15 protein-coding genes are annotated in these 16,137 nt (G+C 38.2%); 6 read left to right on the top strand and 9 right to left on the bottom strand.

From position 1 onward, the window contains the following. Positions 1 to 15: 15 nt before the first annotated feature. From BVC88_RS11950 to lpxK, 4 genes are all read right to left on the bottom strand, one after another. Positions 16 to 1,260 carry an ABC transporter permease gene (locus BVC88_RS11950; protein ID WP_075350907.1) on the bottom strand — a complete coding sequence of 415 codons (1,245 nt, stop codon included), beginning with the start codon at positions 1,258 to 1,260 and terminating at the stop codon, positions 16 to 18. 289 nt (positions 1,261 to 1,549) lie between these two features. Then, the gene (gene miaE / locus BVC88_RS11955) at positions 1,550 to 2,161 is read right to left on the bottom strand and encodes a tRNA-(ms[2]io[6]A)-hydroxylase (protein WP_175574410.1); all 612 of its coding nucleotides are present in this window, start codon (positions 2,159 to 2,161) and stop codon (positions 1,550 to 1,552) included. Between the two features lies 1 nt (position 2,162). Then, positions 2,163 to 4,115 carry a putative porin gene (locus tag BVC88_RS11960; RefSeq protein WP_075350908.1) on the bottom strand — a complete coding sequence of 651 codons (1,953 nt, stop codon included), beginning with the start codon at positions 4,113 to 4,115 and terminating at the stop codon, positions 2,163 to 2,165. Beyond that, on the bottom strand, positions 4,112 to 5,170 hold the full coding sequence (gene lpxK, locus BVC88_RS11965; RefSeq protein ID WP_075350909.1) for a tetraacyldisaccharide 4'-kinase: 1,059 nt from the start codon (positions 5,168 to 5,170) through the stop codon (positions 4,112 to 4,114). Before lpxK ends, BVC88_RS11960 begins: the two co-directional genes overlap by 4 nt. Before the next feature lie 39 nt (positions 5,171 to 5,209). Here lpxK and BVC88_RS11970 point away from each other — a divergent pair, with 39 nt between their 5' ends. The 3 genes from BVC88_RS11970 to BVC88_RS11980 all read left to right on the top strand — a co-directional run bounded on the left by BVC88_RS11970 (position 5,210) and on the right by BVC88_RS11980 (position 7,607). After that, positions 5,210 to 6,310 (top strand): Nif3-like dinuclear metal center hexameric protein, encoded by a 1,101-nt coding sequence (locus BVC88_RS11970; RefSeq protein ID WP_075350910.1) that lies wholly within the window; start codon positions 5,210 to 5,212, stop codon positions 6,308 to 6,310. 3 nt (positions 6,311 to 6,313) lie between these two features. After that, on the top strand, positions 6,314 to 7,084 hold the full coding sequence (locus BVC88_RS11975) for a zinc ribbon domain-containing protein (protein ID WP_075350911.1): 771 nt from the start codon (positions 6,314 to 6,316) through the stop codon (positions 7,082 to 7,084). Between the two features lie 109 nt (positions 7,085 to 7,193). Continuing rightward, positions 7,194 to 7,607, top strand: a complete 414-nt coding sequence (locus BVC88_RS11980; protein ID WP_075350912.1) for a hypothetical protein — start codon at positions 7,194 to 7,196, stop codon at positions 7,605 to 7,607. On the opposite strand, the gene BVC88_RS11985 is transcribed toward BVC88_RS11980, so the two are convergent. Continuing rightward, positions 7,591 to 8,214 carry a histidine phosphatase family protein gene (locus BVC88_RS11985; protein WP_075350913.1) on the bottom strand — a complete coding sequence of 208 codons (624 nt, stop codon included), beginning with the start codon at positions 8,212 to 8,214 and terminating at the stop codon, positions 7,591 to 7,593. The two genes, BVC88_RS11980 and BVC88_RS11985, sit on opposite strands and share 17 nt — an antisense overlap. 53 nt (positions 8,215 to 8,267) lie before the next feature. On the opposite strand from BVC88_RS11985, the gene BVC88_RS11990 reads away from it, so the two are divergent. From BVC88_RS11990 to menD, 3 genes are read left to right on the top strand one after another with little or no spacing between them, the layout of a single operon-like run. Further along, positions 8,268 to 8,690, top strand: coding sequence for a hotdog fold thioesterase (locus BVC88_RS11990; protein ID WP_075350914.1), 423 nt, complete (start codon positions 8,268 to 8,270; stop codon positions 8,688 to 8,690). After that, on the top strand, positions 8,691 to 9,911 hold the full coding sequence (locus BVC88_RS11995; protein WP_075350915.1) for a chorismate-binding protein: 1,221 nt from the start codon (positions 8,691 to 8,693) through the stop codon (positions 9,909 to 9,911). After that, positions 9,908 to 11,590, top strand: coding sequence for a 2-succinyl-5-enolpyruvyl-6-hydroxy-3-cyclohexene-1-carboxylic-acid synthase (gene menD / locus BVC88_RS12000; RefSeq protein WP_075350916.1), 1,683 nt, complete (start codon positions 9,908 to 9,910; stop codon positions 11,588 to 11,590). Before BVC88_RS11995 ends, menD begins: the two co-directional genes overlap by 4 nt. 5 nt (positions 11,591 to 11,595) lie before the next feature. Here menD and BVC88_RS12005 read toward each other — a convergent pair whose 3' ends face one another. The 4 genes from BVC88_RS12005 to BVC88_RS12020 all read right to left on the bottom strand — a co-directional run bounded on the left by BVC88_RS12005 (position 11,596) and on the right by BVC88_RS12020 (position 16,087). Next, entirely contained in the window at positions 11,596 to 12,711 is a 1,116-nt protein-coding gene (locus BVC88_RS12005) for a glycoside hydrolase family 16 protein (protein WP_075350917.1), read from the bottom strand. Positions 12,712 to 13,004: 293 nt separating this feature from the next. Continuing rightward, a complete protein-coding gene (locus BVC88_RS12010; RefSeq protein ID WP_075350918.1) occupies positions 13,005 to 14,117 on the bottom strand; it encodes a glycoside hydrolase family 16 protein in 1,113 nt (370 codons plus the stop codon). Between the two features lie 144 nt (positions 14,118 to 14,261). Beyond that, positions 14,262 to 15,047, bottom strand: a complete 786-nt coding sequence (locus BVC88_RS12015; protein WP_175574411.1) for a helix-turn-helix domain-containing protein — start codon at positions 15,045 to 15,047, stop codon at positions 14,262 to 14,264. Between the two features lie 173 nt (positions 15,048 to 15,220). After that, positions 15,221 to 16,087, bottom strand: coding sequence for a LysR family transcriptional regulator (locus BVC88_RS12020; protein WP_075350920.1), 867 nt, complete (start codon positions 16,085 to 16,087; stop codon positions 15,221 to 15,223). Positions 16,088 to 16,137: the final 50 nt, after the last annotated feature.

Raw genomic sequence — 16,137 nt, forward strand, 5'->3', positions numbered from 1 at the left:
TTAGAAATTCTTTTTTTATTCGTATCGCAAGGATTCGATAGGATCTAGTCTACTGGCTTTGTAAGCAGGAAAATAACCAGAAAGCAATCCTACAACAATACAAATCAAAAAGGCGACAAACATCCATAACCATGGAATCAAAAACCCTCCGGCCCCAATTACCAGCGAAATTAAATTCCCTATTCCTATTCCAAGAATCATCCCGAAAATGCCGCCAAGGACACAAATCATGATTGCTTCAAACAAAAATTGTTGACGGATTTTTAATGGTGTTGCGCCCAAAGCTTTTCTAATTCCAATTTCTCGGGTTCGTTCAGTCACAGATACAAGCATGATATTCATCAAACCTATGGATGCTCCTAAAAGTGTGATAAATCCAATTCCGAAACCTCCAATTCTCAAGTAGCCCGCAACCTCTTCTAGACTTTCAGCTACAGATTGACTCTTTGTCAAATCAAAAGAATCTTCTTGAGCAACACGATCCTGACGGATTTTTCGCATCATCCCAATTGCTTGTCCCATTTCGTAATCAACTCGCTCAGGACCTGAGGCAACACCAGTTACGTTATAATTAAAAGTACCACGCTGATCCAAGCGACTTGCATTTTCAACAGGAATAAGAATCTGACGATCCGCACCGGAATCTGGTCCTACACTTCCTTGCTTCTCCAAAACTCCAATAATGGTATATGGCCTTCCGAAAAATGAAATCTTCTCTCCAATTGCTTCCTCGTTTGATTCAAATAAAAGCTCCTTCAGTTCCTTTCCAATAATAGCAACGCTATTACCATACCTGACTTCGAGATTTCCAAAGTTTCTTCCTTCCTGAAGATCCATGGCCTTTATACTCATGTAATTCTCGTCTACACCTCTAATTCTAACATTTGGGTTAGTTTTTTTCGATCCTCTTTTCACTTCGGAAGAACCCGTCACAGACACAAAAACCGTGGAAATTCCAACGCTGGAGTAGGCTTGTTTAAAGTCCATAACTTCATCATAGGTAAGCTTTGGATAGATCTTTTGAGATTTACCATCAGTGACAGCACGGCCACCACTGAAACCTTTATTTTTTAATTCGAAAGAGTTTGCGCCTAGGCCTGCAAAACTATCTGCAATCTGGGCCTTTATCCCGTCTATGGCTGTGAGCATCCCCACCAACGAAGAAATGCCGATTGCAATAATAGCTCCGGTAAGGATGGTACGAAGTAGGTTTACCTTTATTGAGTTTACTGCTTCTCGAATATTTTCGATCAAATTCATATTATGTTCGGATTAGAACAGATTAATTTCATTTTTTTAGAAAATGCCTTTAATTATAACCAATTCAGCTTGATTTGGCTATTTAAGACACTAATTTTTAACATTCCTTATTTCAAATTTCTATTTGGCTTCTATCAAAGGAACATAAACTTTTTCAACGGATAGAGCAGAAAATGGATCATAACTAGAATCAAATGTCTCGAATTGATCCCTGCTCAACTGCACTTGTGTAAACCTTCCTACCAAATAGTTTTTTTCGAGAAACCGATAGAAGCAATCCCTATATCTTTTAATGCATTCGATCTGCACGTAATCCTATCTCTTCTAGTACTGAAGCTTCGAAAGTGAGCCATTCCTGCCATCGAGCATTAACTTTCTCTACTTCTTGATAGCTTCTAGCCAACTCAATGAAGGTTACATAATGACCAGCTTCTGAAACCATCAATTCATAATAAAACTTCTTTAGCTCCTCGTCTTGAATATTCTTTGAAAGCAACTTGAATCGTTCACAACTTCTGGCCTCGATTAAGGCATTTAGTAACAGTTGCTCAGTCAATTGCTGCATACGATTTCCCCCTTTTTTCACAAAATTGGTGAGTGCGACTACGTATTCGTCCTTCCTTGGAAAACCAAACTTCAATCCTCGCTTTCGAATCTGTTCCATTACCCTTTCAAAATGCCCCCACTCTTCTGCTACAATCGGAGTCAAAGTATCCACAATCTGATCTAGATCATTAAATCTCAAAATCAAGCTGATACAAGATGACGCTGCCTTTTGTTCACAATAGGCATGGTCGGTCAAGATATCCTCGATTTGCATTTCAGCTATCCCTACCCATCTTGGATCAGTTGGAAGCTTCAAGTGAAGCATTTTCTCTTTTGTGTTTTCCTCCCAACCCATCTTAATCAAATAAATACCAAGTAATTCCCAAGTCTATAAATGATTTGTATCCCGTATAATCCGGCGTAACAAAATAACCCTGTTCTCTCATCAAACCACTATTCAAATGATTGTATTTGAATAAAACACGAGTTCGATTGATTCTGAAATCTAAGAAAAAGTCAGCCACAGGATAAGCATATACATTAAAATCATTTTGCAAATAATATTGCTGAGTAGCTGTAAAGTATGCATTTGCATTATAGTCCGAATGATATCGAATATCCACTCCTATCTGTACATAGACATTTTCGTCAAACAGCGGACTATCAAAATAGATTTTTGAGTTGGCATAAACTGAGGGGATTCGAAACGCATCTGCACCATTGCCTGTCACTTCTGTAAAAATAATCTCATTATCCCAACGGAACTTCTTCCCTATTTGGAAGTTTGCAATCAAACCTGGCTGAAGCATAAATGCCTCTCCAAGTGCCTGAGTGGCTTTTCTACTCTCATCAAAATAGACGTAATTATTAATTCTATTTAGTGTTAATGAAGGTCTGATATGTATTTTTTTGAAATCAAGCTTAAGCGTCCCTTTAATCTGATCAACTCCAATGTTATCAAACTGATTAGACCAGTTCAAAAAGTAGCCTTGATATTCTTGCTGCATGGAAGTAGGTTTGTATAGTGCCTTGGTGTATTCCGCATCCACCCATGGTGAAGAAAACAAACCATGCACTCGAAAAGCACCAGGCAATAAGTATTCTCCATCTGCACTAACTGTCCACTTTTCTGAGATTTTACCGATCAATTCTCCTCCGACAAAAACCTCATTGAATGTCTGGTCAGAATCAAAACGAGGATTTCTCATTTTTCCGGAACGGAATTTTGCATAGGCATTATAGTAAAACCCTCCGAAAGTCCCCTTGAAACCAACCTCATTTTTCCATTCGGAAAAGAAATTCTTGTTTTGAGCTGTATCTCTTGCACTAAGTCCATCGATAGGATAATAGAGCGTATCCGAAGTAGTCATATCGGTTTCAAAAATCAAATCCTGATTTTTCCGATCGAATACATGATACAATTGCAGACCATCTTTGACTTTGTATTCGTGGTAAAAATGATAGTCCTGTCTCAAATCACGAGCTTGAGTGTACCTCAGCCAAACCTTGGCATCCTCATAAGTAAAATACAAGGATGTACTGTCTATTTCAGGAGGTATGATACCACCAATCTCATTGACTACGTGTCGCATCCTCGAAAAATTACCCAAAAACCAATATCTCCCATTTTCTGAGCGGTAATTAGTGTGAAAAGAATATGAATTCTGCTCGACCATATTATCGTCTCTGGCCACGGGATTCAAAGTTTTTTTGGATCGAATGGTATGGAATTCAAGCCCAACGTTCCACCTGGGATTGATATTTCTTGCAAATTCGATATCCAGCATATTACGGTTACCACCTCCGAAAAATGCTGACATGTTGGTAAATGGAGATTTTGTATCAAAGTATTTCCTAGTCTCAGGAGCTCTATAATACAAGTCGTAAGCGCTATAACCAGACCTCGTTCCGATCATCTCCGGAATCTGGTAAAATATCGGCGTGGCTGCCGAACCTATATTTCCCAAATCCTGATACTTCCAACCACTTTTGGCAACTGGATCATAATTATGAAAATTATTCAATGCGGTATCCTGCGGAAAAACCTGAAGTCGATTTCGCTTGATATCTTTTTCAAAAAAGTGAAGACTTGTATTCGGACCATAAACCATTTTTGTGGAGTCGTCCAAAAGTGTCCTTCTTCCTTCCAGTTCCTGTTCTTCACCTTCTTGAATTTCCCGATTTTGATTTGGGTTTTGATTGGTGCTGTTGGTAGGCCGTGTAGTTTTAGGTAATGGTCTTTGCGCAAGCGAAAGCTGTATGCTTGCCAAAATCAAAATAAGAAATAAACCGATTACCTTTTTTTTCACTTATGGTGGTCTTTATTAAAGACTTTTTGTTGGATTAGTCCATCCAAAATGGCTTCATCTGTCAGGGACATGGATACCACTATTGGAAGGACAAAAATCGGAATTTCTTGCAGAAAACCTTCGGGAGCATTGGATTTAACTTTTACCGCATCCTTTTCAGTAGTGAGGATTACTGGCTGAACAGGTAAAAAGCTTTGAAAAACAGTCTTGATTTTTTCAAAATCAGATAATGAATAATCATAATGATCAGGATAGCTTAAGGTTGTCATGAGTTGGTATTTCTGAGAAACATATTCCACCAAAGGCCCATCATCTGCTAAACCTGTCAAAAGAATAATTTGTGGAGAAAAATCAGGATCTCCACAGAGAGGAAATGGCACCCCGTATGAAATGGATGAAAAAATGACTGGGGTTTTTGGTTTGATATACCGATTGATCTTTTGCACCAACTCTGATTTATCATGATCACTCAGAGTCTCGGGGGATTTGGTGACAATCACCATATCTCCACGCTTTGCACCTTTCCTACTTTCTCTTAATCGTCCCATTGGAAGCAGAAAATCAGAACAAAAGGGCTTATGATAGGTAGTCAAAATGATATTCAAATCACCTGAGATATACCGGTGCTGAAAAGCATCATCGAGTATTAAAACCCCTGGGGACTCCTCTCCTGCGCTTATCTTTTCTATTGCAGCAAGTCTATCTTCTCCAACAAATACTTCAATTTCATTTTTAAATTTCATAAAAATCTGAAATGGCTCATCACCTATTTGGCTGGGTGTAGACTGAGAGTTTGCAGCTAAAAACCCTTTGGTTTTCCGACCATATCCCCTACTTAAGACTGCTACTTTAGAGCCTGATTTAAGTTTACCTATCAGGAATTCCACCATTGGAGTTTTACCTGTTCCTCCTACCGAGAGATTACCAACTACAATACTTGGTATATTAGACTTCTGACTTTTTTTCCAACCCAAATCAAAAAAAATATTGCGCAGACTTGTGACTAAATCATAAAGCAAAGCAAAAGGATAAAGAAGAAAATCGTACCAGCGCATTCGTCAGATTTAGTATTTTTGACCAAATAAAAGAAAAATATGGGACACAAGATTAGTCAGGTAATTTCATATCTAGAATCAATAGCTCCTCCAGCATATCAGGAATCATATGATAACGCCACATTGATTACCGGAGATCGCAACTGGGAGGTCAATGGCATACTTTGCTCTTTGGATTGTACTGAGGCAGTGGTGGAGGAAGCGATAGCATTAGGTGCAAATATGATAGTAGCTCATCATCCCATTGTTTTTAAAGGATTGAAAAGCTTAACTGGACAAAACTATGTGGAGCGTACGATAATCAAAGCAATCAAAAACGATATTGCTATCTATGCGATTCACACAAATTTAGATCATGTCGCTCATGGAGTTAATAAACGGATTTGCGATATACTAGAGCTCCAGAATGCCAAAATATTGAGTCCTAAAAAGCATTTGATAAGTAAGCTGGTATACTATGTACCTGTTTCAGACGCCCAAAAAACGCTCGACGCAGTTTTCGCAGCTGGAGCTGGTAAAATTGGGGAGTACAAAGAATGCTCTTTTCAAGTTAGGGGAAAAGGAACCTTCACTCCCTCCGAAAATGCCAATCCGACCATAGGCCAAAAAGGAACTCCCACAGAGGTTGACGAGGTAAGAACGGAAGTTTTGGTGGCATCTCATCTCATGACTCAGGTAGTTCTTGCTCTGAAAAAAAATCATCCTTACGAAGAGGTCGCTCACTACATTGAATCGTTGGAGAATGAAAATCAAGAAGTTGGAGCAGGGATGATAGGGGAATTAACAGAAGAGATGAAGGGAGAGGATTTTTTAGATTTTTTGAAAGACAAAATGAAACTCTCAATGATCAAACATACGGAGATACCTAAAAAGAAAGTAAAGAGAATTGCTGTATGTGGAGGAGCCGGAATTTTCTTGCTTCCCGATGCAAAACGAGCAAATGCAGATGTATTTGTAACCTCAGATATTAAGTATCATGAATTTTTTGATGCAGAAGGAAAGCTTATTCTGTGTGATATAGGACACTATGAGAGCGAAATTTTCACAAAAGAATTACTCCACGAGTTTTTGTCACAAAATTTTCCTAATATTGCACTCTATTTGACAAAAGTAGTTACAAATCCCACATCCTACCGATAGTACATGGAAAGTACAGTAGCACAGAAACTCGAAGCTATACATAACCTTCAACTTTTAGACTCAAGACTTGACGCCATCTTAAAAGTACGCGGAGCCCTCCCTGAGGAAGTTCAGGACTTAGAAGATGAAATAGCAGGTTACAATACTCGTTTAGAGAAGTTTAAATTTGAAATTGATTCTTTTGATGATGAGGTGAAAGCCTTGAAAGAGAGCATCAAAGATTCTGAAAAACTGATCAAAAAATATCAAGAGCAGCAAATGAATGTTCGTAATAATCGTGAATACGATGCCATTACGAAAGAGCTTGAGTTGCAGGACTTGGAGATTCAGGTAGCGAAAAAGAAGATCGCTGAAGCAGGAGCAAGAATCGAACAGAAAAAAGTAGACCTTGAAGAGCTTACTGCTATAATGAAAGACCGTCAGAAAGATCTTGATCAGAAGAACAATGAGCTTTCTACGATTATTTCTGAAAGTGAATCCGAAGAGGCAAAAATCAACAATGACCGAGTAAAAGCTACCAAAAAGGTAGATGAGAGATTATTGAAGTCATATGAAAAAATCAGAGAAAATGCTAAAAATGGCTTAGCAGTAGTAATGGTTAAAAGAGGAGCTTGCGGTGGTTGTTTCAACACAGTACCACCTCAAAGACAGGCAGACATTCGTGAGAAGAAAAAATTGATCGTTTGTGAGCATTGCGGAAGAATCCTCGCTGGTGTTGAAGACGAAATCACTCCTGAGGCTCCAGTAAAGAAAAAAAGAACTACTAAAGCTTAATTAAAGCTTTCAAAATATGAAGACCCTCGAATTAATTTTCGAGGGTTTTTTCATTTTTATACCATTCCACATTTGCTATGAACACTTTAAAAAGACTATATTAGACTCTATGAAAAGAGTAGCAATCCTTATAGTCACCCTATTCTGCTCCCTTTCGGTTTTTGCTAGTGAGAATGAAACCAAAACATTTTTGGTAATATTCAAATCCAAGGAATTAAAATCGCACAAGGTATCTCTCAAAGAGATCGAATCGCAATTTTCTTCTGTTTACAAAACAAAAAGCTACGAGGGAAATTCAGAACCTTCAGTAATGATTGATATCCCGGCATGCGATTTTGACGAATGCTTTCTCGGTGATTTCTTGATTTCATTAGGAAAAGGCGAAGAAATTAAACTTCAAGAAATAGCTTTCCGGGTAATTGACATGACCGAAAGTAAAAAAGCACTTGAGCAGAAGTTATTACTCCTTAGCGAAACTCATAAAAAAGTCTCGAAAACAGAGAAGGTCAACCCAAGACCTTAAGGTGTTCCTGAGAATTATTTTTTCGAACCACAAAAGTTCCATCTTCTAATTGCTCTAATAGATACAAGCAAAGATTTTGGTGTTCGAAGTTATCCATATGGCGAAGGTCAAAATTCAAGATAACACTAAGGAAGATTCTCATAGCCCTTCCATGCATACACACTAGTATGGTTTCACCAGGGCCCTCCAAAATGGTTTTAATGCCTGATCTCATTCGCTTTGCTACCATATTTGGGCTTTCCCCTCCAGCAATCGCATAGTCTAGGTTTCCTTGCCTCCATTGATTAAGCATGTGTTTGTAATATTCCCCTTCCTCAGGAGTCATTGGTGTCCCTTCATAGCTCCCCCATGATATTTCATTTAGGTCCACCAAAGCAGTTGAAGGAATACCAAGGTCTATGAAATTTTGAATGGACTGTTTGGTCCGAATCAATCCAGTATGATAAATCTGATCAAAAGGGACCTGCTCATATACTTTAAAAAATGCATTTGCCTGTGCAATACCCGTCTCATTTATTGGAGCGTCTATTCCGCTCCCTTGAACTACACCTTTTAAATTAAAATCTGTTTGTCCGTGCCTTACGAGGTAAATTTTTTTTCGATTCAAGTTTCTCTATTTTTGTTCTGAGCTCAAATAAACCTCATTTAGCCCAAATTTTAATGGTATTTCTTTCAAAGCCTAGTTTAGATGACTTGAATAACCTCGGAAAAGAAACAATGGTTACTCATTTGGGCATTATTTTCACTGGTATTGGAGATGATTACCTTGAAGCAAGCATGCCAGTAGATTCCAGAACCAAACAGCCTATGGGCTTGTTACATGGAGGAGCAAACGTAATTTTGGCAGAGACACTAGGAAGTTTAGCTGCTTCTCTTACTATTGTTCCAGAAAAACAATTTGTGGTAGGTCTGGAAATCAATGCTAATCATCTTAAGTCAGTAAGAGAAGGCAAAGTAATAGGAACTGCCAAGCCAATCCATTTGGGTAAAACAACCCAAGTCTGGGAAATAAAAATTAAAAATACAGCCGGTCAATTGTGTTGCATCAGCAGACTTACAATGGCTATTTTGGATAAAAAATAAATGATCAACTCTCAGGTTGCAATAAATTATACGCTTAGCGAATTATTGGAATTAATCCTCCTGCATGGGTTTCAGTCTGGTGGTTCTTTTGCCATTTGGCGAAAGCCAAAGTCGAATAATCTGGAACTAACTCTTAATGAAAACCCTAAACCTGAAAGGACGTCAATAAATCTGGAAGAGTTGAAACCTGGATTTATCGTACATCCTTTTGCGGACCAAGAGGATCAAAAAGCATTCTTTATCTCAGCTTCTAAATACTGGAGTTTCAAAATTGGAGCTACCATTTCTGATGAAGAACTCCCCTCTTGGTTGGCAAAGTCAACTGAAGATGACACTTCAGAAAAAGCAATCTTTCGTTATAGTTTTTTCTCTGAAAACAATACTAATAAAGCTAAGGATGCTCGGGAATTTGGTGTTGAAAAAAAACATTTCATCAAACTGGTAAAAAAAGGGATCCTTGCAATCAAAGAAGGAACCCTAGAAAAAGTTGTTCCTGCCCGGACTAAATACATTCCTCTTGAAGAAAGTTTTGACTTAGCGAAAAGCCTTTTCAGTATGCTTGAAGCATACCCAAATTCATTTGTGAATTTCTTTCACATTCCCACAGTTGGCACATGGATAGGTGCATCTCCTGAAATTCTGATAGAGACGAAAGGGAATTATTTTCATACCATGTCTCTAGCAGGAACTCAGCCCGCAATCGGAGAAAACCCATTGAAAACGGCAGCTTGGACGCAAAAAGAAATTGAAGAGCAAGCCTTAGTGAGCAGGTATATAGTGGATTGTTTTAAAAAAATTCGACTAAGAGAGTATGAGGAACATGGTCCAAAAACAGTCTTAGCCGGCACTTTACTACACCTCAGATCTGACTTCAAAGTTGACATGAAGGCTACTAATTTTCCTCAGCTTGGTTCAGTAATGCTTCAACTTTTGCATCCTACTTCAGCAGTCTGTGGAATGCCTAGAAAAGCTGCTCATGCTTTTCTCAAAGACTTTGAGGACTTGGATCGATCTTTCTTTGCCGGATTCATCGGTCCGGTAAATATTGAAAATGAAACCTCTATTTATGTAAATCTCCGAACGGCCTCGCTTCAGAATGGATATTCCATTCTTTATGCAGGTGCAGGTGTCACGGAGGAGTCAGATCCGGAAAAAGAATGGGAAGAAACGGAATTGAAGTGTCAAATCATTGGTAAATTCCTACAAAATCATAAACCTTGATTCTCGAACCTATTATAGATTTAGTGGCAGTTTGCCATAAAAAAGGAATTGAAAATGCAATTCTTTCTCCAGGATCAAGATGTGCTCCTCTGACGATTGCTTTTGCAAGACATAAAGGAATCCATACGAGAACGGTATCTGATGAGCGCTCCGCTAGCTTTATTGCACTGGGGATGGCGCAGCAGCTAGAAAAACCCGTAGTATTAGTATGTACATCAGGTTCGGCTGCTATGAATTATTTCCCTGCGGTGGCGGAAGCATTTTTTCAAGAAATTCCTCTTTTGATATTAACAGCAGATCGACCACCCGAATGGATAGATCAATATGATGGACAAACGGTTTACCAGCATGAATTGTATGGTAAGCATGTCAAAAAAAGCTTTCAATTTCCCGATTCCTTTTCTTCGGAAGATCAAGTCTGGCATGCAAATCGAATTATTAACGAAGCTATAAACCTTGCTAAACAATGCCCAACAGGGCCAGTTCATGTCAATATTCCATTAAGGGAGCCTTTTTACCCGGTAGAAAATGAGGAGATCTCATTTCCTGAAAAACCCAGAATTTTCAATAATCCAATTGAAAGTATCAATCTTTCTGATGAATACTTGAAAAAGTTGAAAAATAGGCTTTCATCCTTCGGGAAAATCTTAATTGTACCGGGCCAACAACGGCCCAATTTCGAAATTCAAGCCATCTTAGATGAATTAGCGAAGGAACAAAAAGTAGTTGTAGTTACTGATGTTATCTCGAATCTCCAGTCTGACTATACGATTAATCTGCATGACCATTGGTTAGGTAATAATCAACCAGGAGAAGATTTAAAACCCGAACTGATCATTACTTTTGGCAAATCAATTATTTCCAAGTCACTAAAAATCTTTCTACGAAATTCAGAAGCTTCGCACTGGCATATTCAATCTACCGGTTTAGGGAAGGATACTTTTCAGCGTCTGACACGGATACTTAGCACTTCACCAATTTCATTTTTGAATTGGTTGAAGGAAAATCTCCCAGCTCAGGATGAACAATTCTTTTTCAATTGGACAGTGTTGGAACAAAAAACTCAAAAATCACTTCCAGAAGTATTTAAATCAGTAGAATTTGGAGAATATCCAGCACTTGAATTTATACTAAAAAAAATACCTGCTTCTTCTAAGATACATCTTGCAAATAGTATGACAGTTCGGTACGCAAATTTCTTAGGGAAGAGAACTCAAGAGATCATTTGCAATAGAGGAACGAGCGGAATTGACGGGTCTAATTCTACAGCAGTTGGCTGCACATTTACCACTAAAGAAACTGTCACTCTGATTAGCGGTGACATGGCTTTTTTCTATGATAGAAATGCTTTTTGGCATAATTACACCATGCCAAACCTCAGAATTGTTTTATTGAATAATCACGCTGGAGGAATATTCCGGTTAATTGATGGCCCATCAAAACAACCCGAACTTCAAGAGTTCTTTGAAACCAAACAAAACCTATCAGCACAATTCTTAGCTCAAGAGCATGGCTTCCACTATATAAAAGTTGTTGATAACGAAGAATTAGAATCTGCCATGACCGATTTTTATTCCCCAAGTATTCATCCTAAAATCTTGGAAGTCGAAACTTCAAGCGAAAAGAATGCTTCAATTCTGAAGTTTATCAAATCCAAAATCAAAGAGAATATTACTTAACTATCTTAATTTTCCTGGAAAATCCTCACGTAGTCCACTTTCATTTCTTGAGGGAATGACGTATTTCCATCAGGATTCCCAGGCCATCTACCCCCTACAGCGACATTGAAAATAAAAAAGAAAGGCTTGTGGAATTCTTCCAACCCACTAGGAGTGATATCAATGACATGATACTGTACGTTATCGAGTAACCAAACAATTTTTTGCTTATCCCAGATAATAGAAAACACATGATATTCGTCATTGAAGATTCCTGTGCTCAACTTTGTTTTTCCACCATAGTTTGCATAGTTGCCTGAATTATCCCAATGAACAGTACCGTGCACAGTTCGGTCACGGTCTTCCACTGATCCGCCAACCATTTCCATAATGTCGATTTCACCGCACTTAGGCCAACCTACATCGGAGAAATTTTCTCCCAGCATCCATAGCGCAGGCCACATACCTTGACCTTTAGGCAAGATCGCCCGAATATCTATACGCCCATAAGTGAAAAACTTTTTCCCTTTAGTAATCAATCTTGTAGAAGTGTAACTTTTTCCACCTATCGATTCGCGCTTTGCAGTGATTGTCAGTTTTCCATCGGAAAGAGAAGTATTTTCTTTTTTATAATACTGAAGCTCGTCATTTCCCCAACCACAATTTTGAGGACAACCATCTCCAATCTCGAAAGTCCAGTCATCAGTTAAAGTCGATGAATTAAATTCATCTGCCCATACTAATTTATATCCATCGTAATTCTCTGGGCTTTTGAAACCTGCATCAGGATCCAATCCCAATGCAGCGGCATTCATATTAATGGTTTTAGAATCTACCACAAAAAGCTGCTCATCTGCATGAGCTTGAAGTGTAATGGTATAATCACCCTTTACTTTATATGTATAGGAAGCAGAATTACCATCGACCCTTTGAGTTGTTTCACCTGGAGTTCCAAAGTTGATTTTAAAAAAAACCGCATTGTCTGCAGTAAAATTGGCTTTAACAACTCCATTACCAAGTGATTCAATTTCAAGGATTAAGTTACTTGGTAGTTTAGTTTGCTCATCCGAAGCATTTTCGGAACAAGATGAAATTAAAATTGAGCAAAATAAAAGGCAGTAATAAAAAGTGGATTTTAGCATGAGTTAAGGAAATTTCCTTAATAATACTTTTTTTTTTCGAGTCTGGAAAATATAAAAATTTAACCATAGGAAATTTGAATAAAATCAGACTTAGTGAAATACTAAGCTTGCAATTCCAATTTTGGCTATTGCCTGAACGCTATTAAAAGCAAGTTGGTAATATTTATTTTTTAGCATTCCTTATAGTCTGGGACGCAAATCAAAATATCTCTTGTTTTTAAACTAGAATTTAATAGTTTAAAAACAAGAGACACTTAATAGTTACATAGAAAAGGTTTCTATCCTTTTTGAGACTACTTTTTCTGAAACACACGGATATAATCCACACTCATTTCCTGGGGAAAAACAGAAGTCTCGTCAGGTGATCCTAATGTTCTCCCTCCTACTGATAAACTTAAAAGAAAAAAGAAAGGCTTTTGGAATTCATCCAATTCTGACGGAGTAATATCAAGAGAATGATATTGGACTCCATCTAGTAGCCAAACGATTTTCTGAGCATCCCAGACAATTGAAAAAACATGAAACTCATCATTTAAAATTCCAAAAGGTAAAGTGGTTTCCCCTCTACTAAACTCTTCCCTATTAGAATCATCCCAAAAGGAAGTACCTCTTACAGTGGCATCACCGTTGTCGGTACTTCCACCGACCATTGACGCAACACTAATTACTCCGGACTTAGGCCAACCTACCTCTGGAAGACTTTCTCCCATCATCCAGATGGCCGGTCCAAAACCTTTTCCTTTTGGAAACTTTGCTCTAACATCGACTCTTCCAAAAGTAATAAATTCGTTTCCTTGAGTGGTCATTCTAGAAGACGTATAATTACTTGTTCCCTCATTTTCTTTCTTGGCAGTGATAATAAGATTTCCATCGACCAAAGTGGCATTATCTTTCTTATAATACTGCAACTCTTCGCTTCCCCAACCACAAGTAAGCGGACAACCATCTCCAAGGTCAAAGTTCCAAACATCTGAAAGTTCTGTACCTGAAAACTCATCAGCCCAGACCAAATCATATTCATCATAGCTAGTTGGACTGGTGAAACCTGTATTTGGATCAAGACCTAGAGCAGCCGCATTCATCCGTATCATTTCAGTACCAGAAATAAAATCTTTCTCATTGGTATGAGCTTGAACTTGAAGCGTAAAATCGCCTTTTGTAGTAAAAGTTTTGGTAGCTGAGTTTCCATTTACTCGTACCAGCGATTCACCCGGAGTACCAAAACTTACTTTATAAAAGGCAGCTTTTTCTGCTGTGAAATTGGCTTTTACAACCCCATCTCCAAGATATTCAACTTCAATCGATAAGTTGGTTGGAAGGACAATTTGCTCATCTGAGGAGTTTTCAAAACAGGAAGAAACCAAAAATGAGATAAACAAAAGACAAATAATAGATGTTGATTTCATTAGTTAATTGATTTATTTGCTGAAAAATAGAACTTTTTTTTGGTTGAAAAAATCATTGTCATGAACCTGTTTTTACTGTATTTCATTAACATAAATCAATATTTGAAATCCTTTGATTTTCAAAAAAATATTTTGAAAAATCCACTAGGTAAACTCAGGGGAATTTCTTCCCCCGATTTTTTGAATTAAATAAATCATTAAAGCGATTTGGACTATTTCTCCTAAAGTCCAGGGAATCAACGCTAGAAAAGCTCCTATTCCTGTAAACATCAGAGCTCCTGCCACCATCAGTAAGGCACCCATAATCGTGGCAATGGAGGAAAACTGTTTTTTGTATCCTAAGTATCCCAAACCAAGAAATGCATATAGGAATCCAAATGAACTTACTTTGATCATGTAATAATCTCCCAAATTGAAAGCCGTGGTAAACATGGCGATCAAATCCACCCCATACCAAATCACATTGGCTCCAATCATAATCCAAAGCGCAATTTTTAGAATTCCATTTGGAAAGGATTCCGTCAATTTCACCCAACCCAGCAGGAAAATCACATAGAAAAGGTAAGAGCCTGTTTTAATCCATGCGAAAGCACCTGTATTTATGGAGGGTTCTCCTGCGATAAATTCAGTTTCTAAACCGATCTCAAACATGGAAAGGAAAAAGTAGAGGATGGAAGCTCCGATTGCCGCATACAGAATTGGAGATGGTTTCGCTTTGACTCCTTCCGCATTTTCCTCTTGATTTTCCCATTGATATCCCAAAGCCTCAAACAAGGTCTTGATGGTATAACTTCTTGGGGTCACTTCACCAGCTTCTATTCGCTGTACCGTTCGCACATTCAGATTGCACTTTTCTACAAGTTCCTCCTGAGTCATTCCCTTTGCTTTCCTAAGCTCAGAGATTTTTTTGCCTAATTCTGGTTGTTTCATAAGTAATGTGAGTTTTTGATTAACCATGGCAATTTCTCTGATAGGTATTAAACTTAAGACGAAAAAGGCTCGGATTTAACCCGACATTAGCCCGACAAATTGATCTATGGGCTAAAATAGCCCAATTTGAAAATTTCTCAAGGAGTATGGAATAAGGAATTCTCCGAAAGAGATCAAATCAATTCCAAGACTTGGCCCAAAACTGGATTTCGATTGCTCGTTTTCCAGATGATGGCCAACTCCGTAAACTGTGAAATATTGGGAATTTCCATAAAACGGACGTTTGTTTCGTATCCTTCCTGAATGGAAGTAGGGACGATGGCTACTCCCAATCCATTTTCTACCAGTCTAAAAATGGTCAAGGCATGCACTGACTTATGCTGAATCTTTGGAGAAAAGCCAGCATCACGGCAAATTCCTATAATCTGCTCATAGTAGTAATTGCTGTAATCACTTGAAAAAAGCACGAATGATTCATCTTTGAATTGATCCATAGAAACAAAATCTGATTTTTGAATCGGATGATTTTTTGGCACAACCAAAGAAAAACTATCTCTGGAGACTTTTCGCATCTCCAATCCTTCCGGTACTGAGGCTAGCCGGACAAATCCCAAGTCGAGCCTATCATTTTGCACCATTTCTACTTGAATAGAATTACTTAATTCTTCCAAGTTGACGCTAATCAAAGGCTGGTGTGTATTTAATCGGGATACTAATCGAGGAATAAGTTGATTGGAGGCAGATCCTAAAAAACCAATTCGGAGCTCCCCTATTTTCCCTGCCTGAATTTGACTCAATTGACCTTTTATAGTATCCAAATGATTTAGCACAAAATCAACCTCTTCCTTAAGATAGCTTCCAGCTTTGGTGAGACTGACACTTTTCTGGTCCCGATCAAAAAGTCTCACTTGGAGTTCCTCCTCTAGTTGGCGAATCTGCCGACTAAGCCCTGGTTGCGATATAAATAATCGATCTGCAGCTCTTCGAAAATTCAATTCCTCCGCAACAGCTTTGAAGTAAGTTAAATGTCGGATTTCCATGATACCTTAAAAGTATCAATTATTGATAAATATAGTATCATAAGGTATCA

The organism is Algoriphagus marinus (assembly GCF_001936475.1).
Taxonomy (GTDB): Bacteria; Bacteroidota; Bacteroidia; order Cytophagales; family Cyclobacteriaceae; genus Algoriphagus; species Algoriphagus marinus.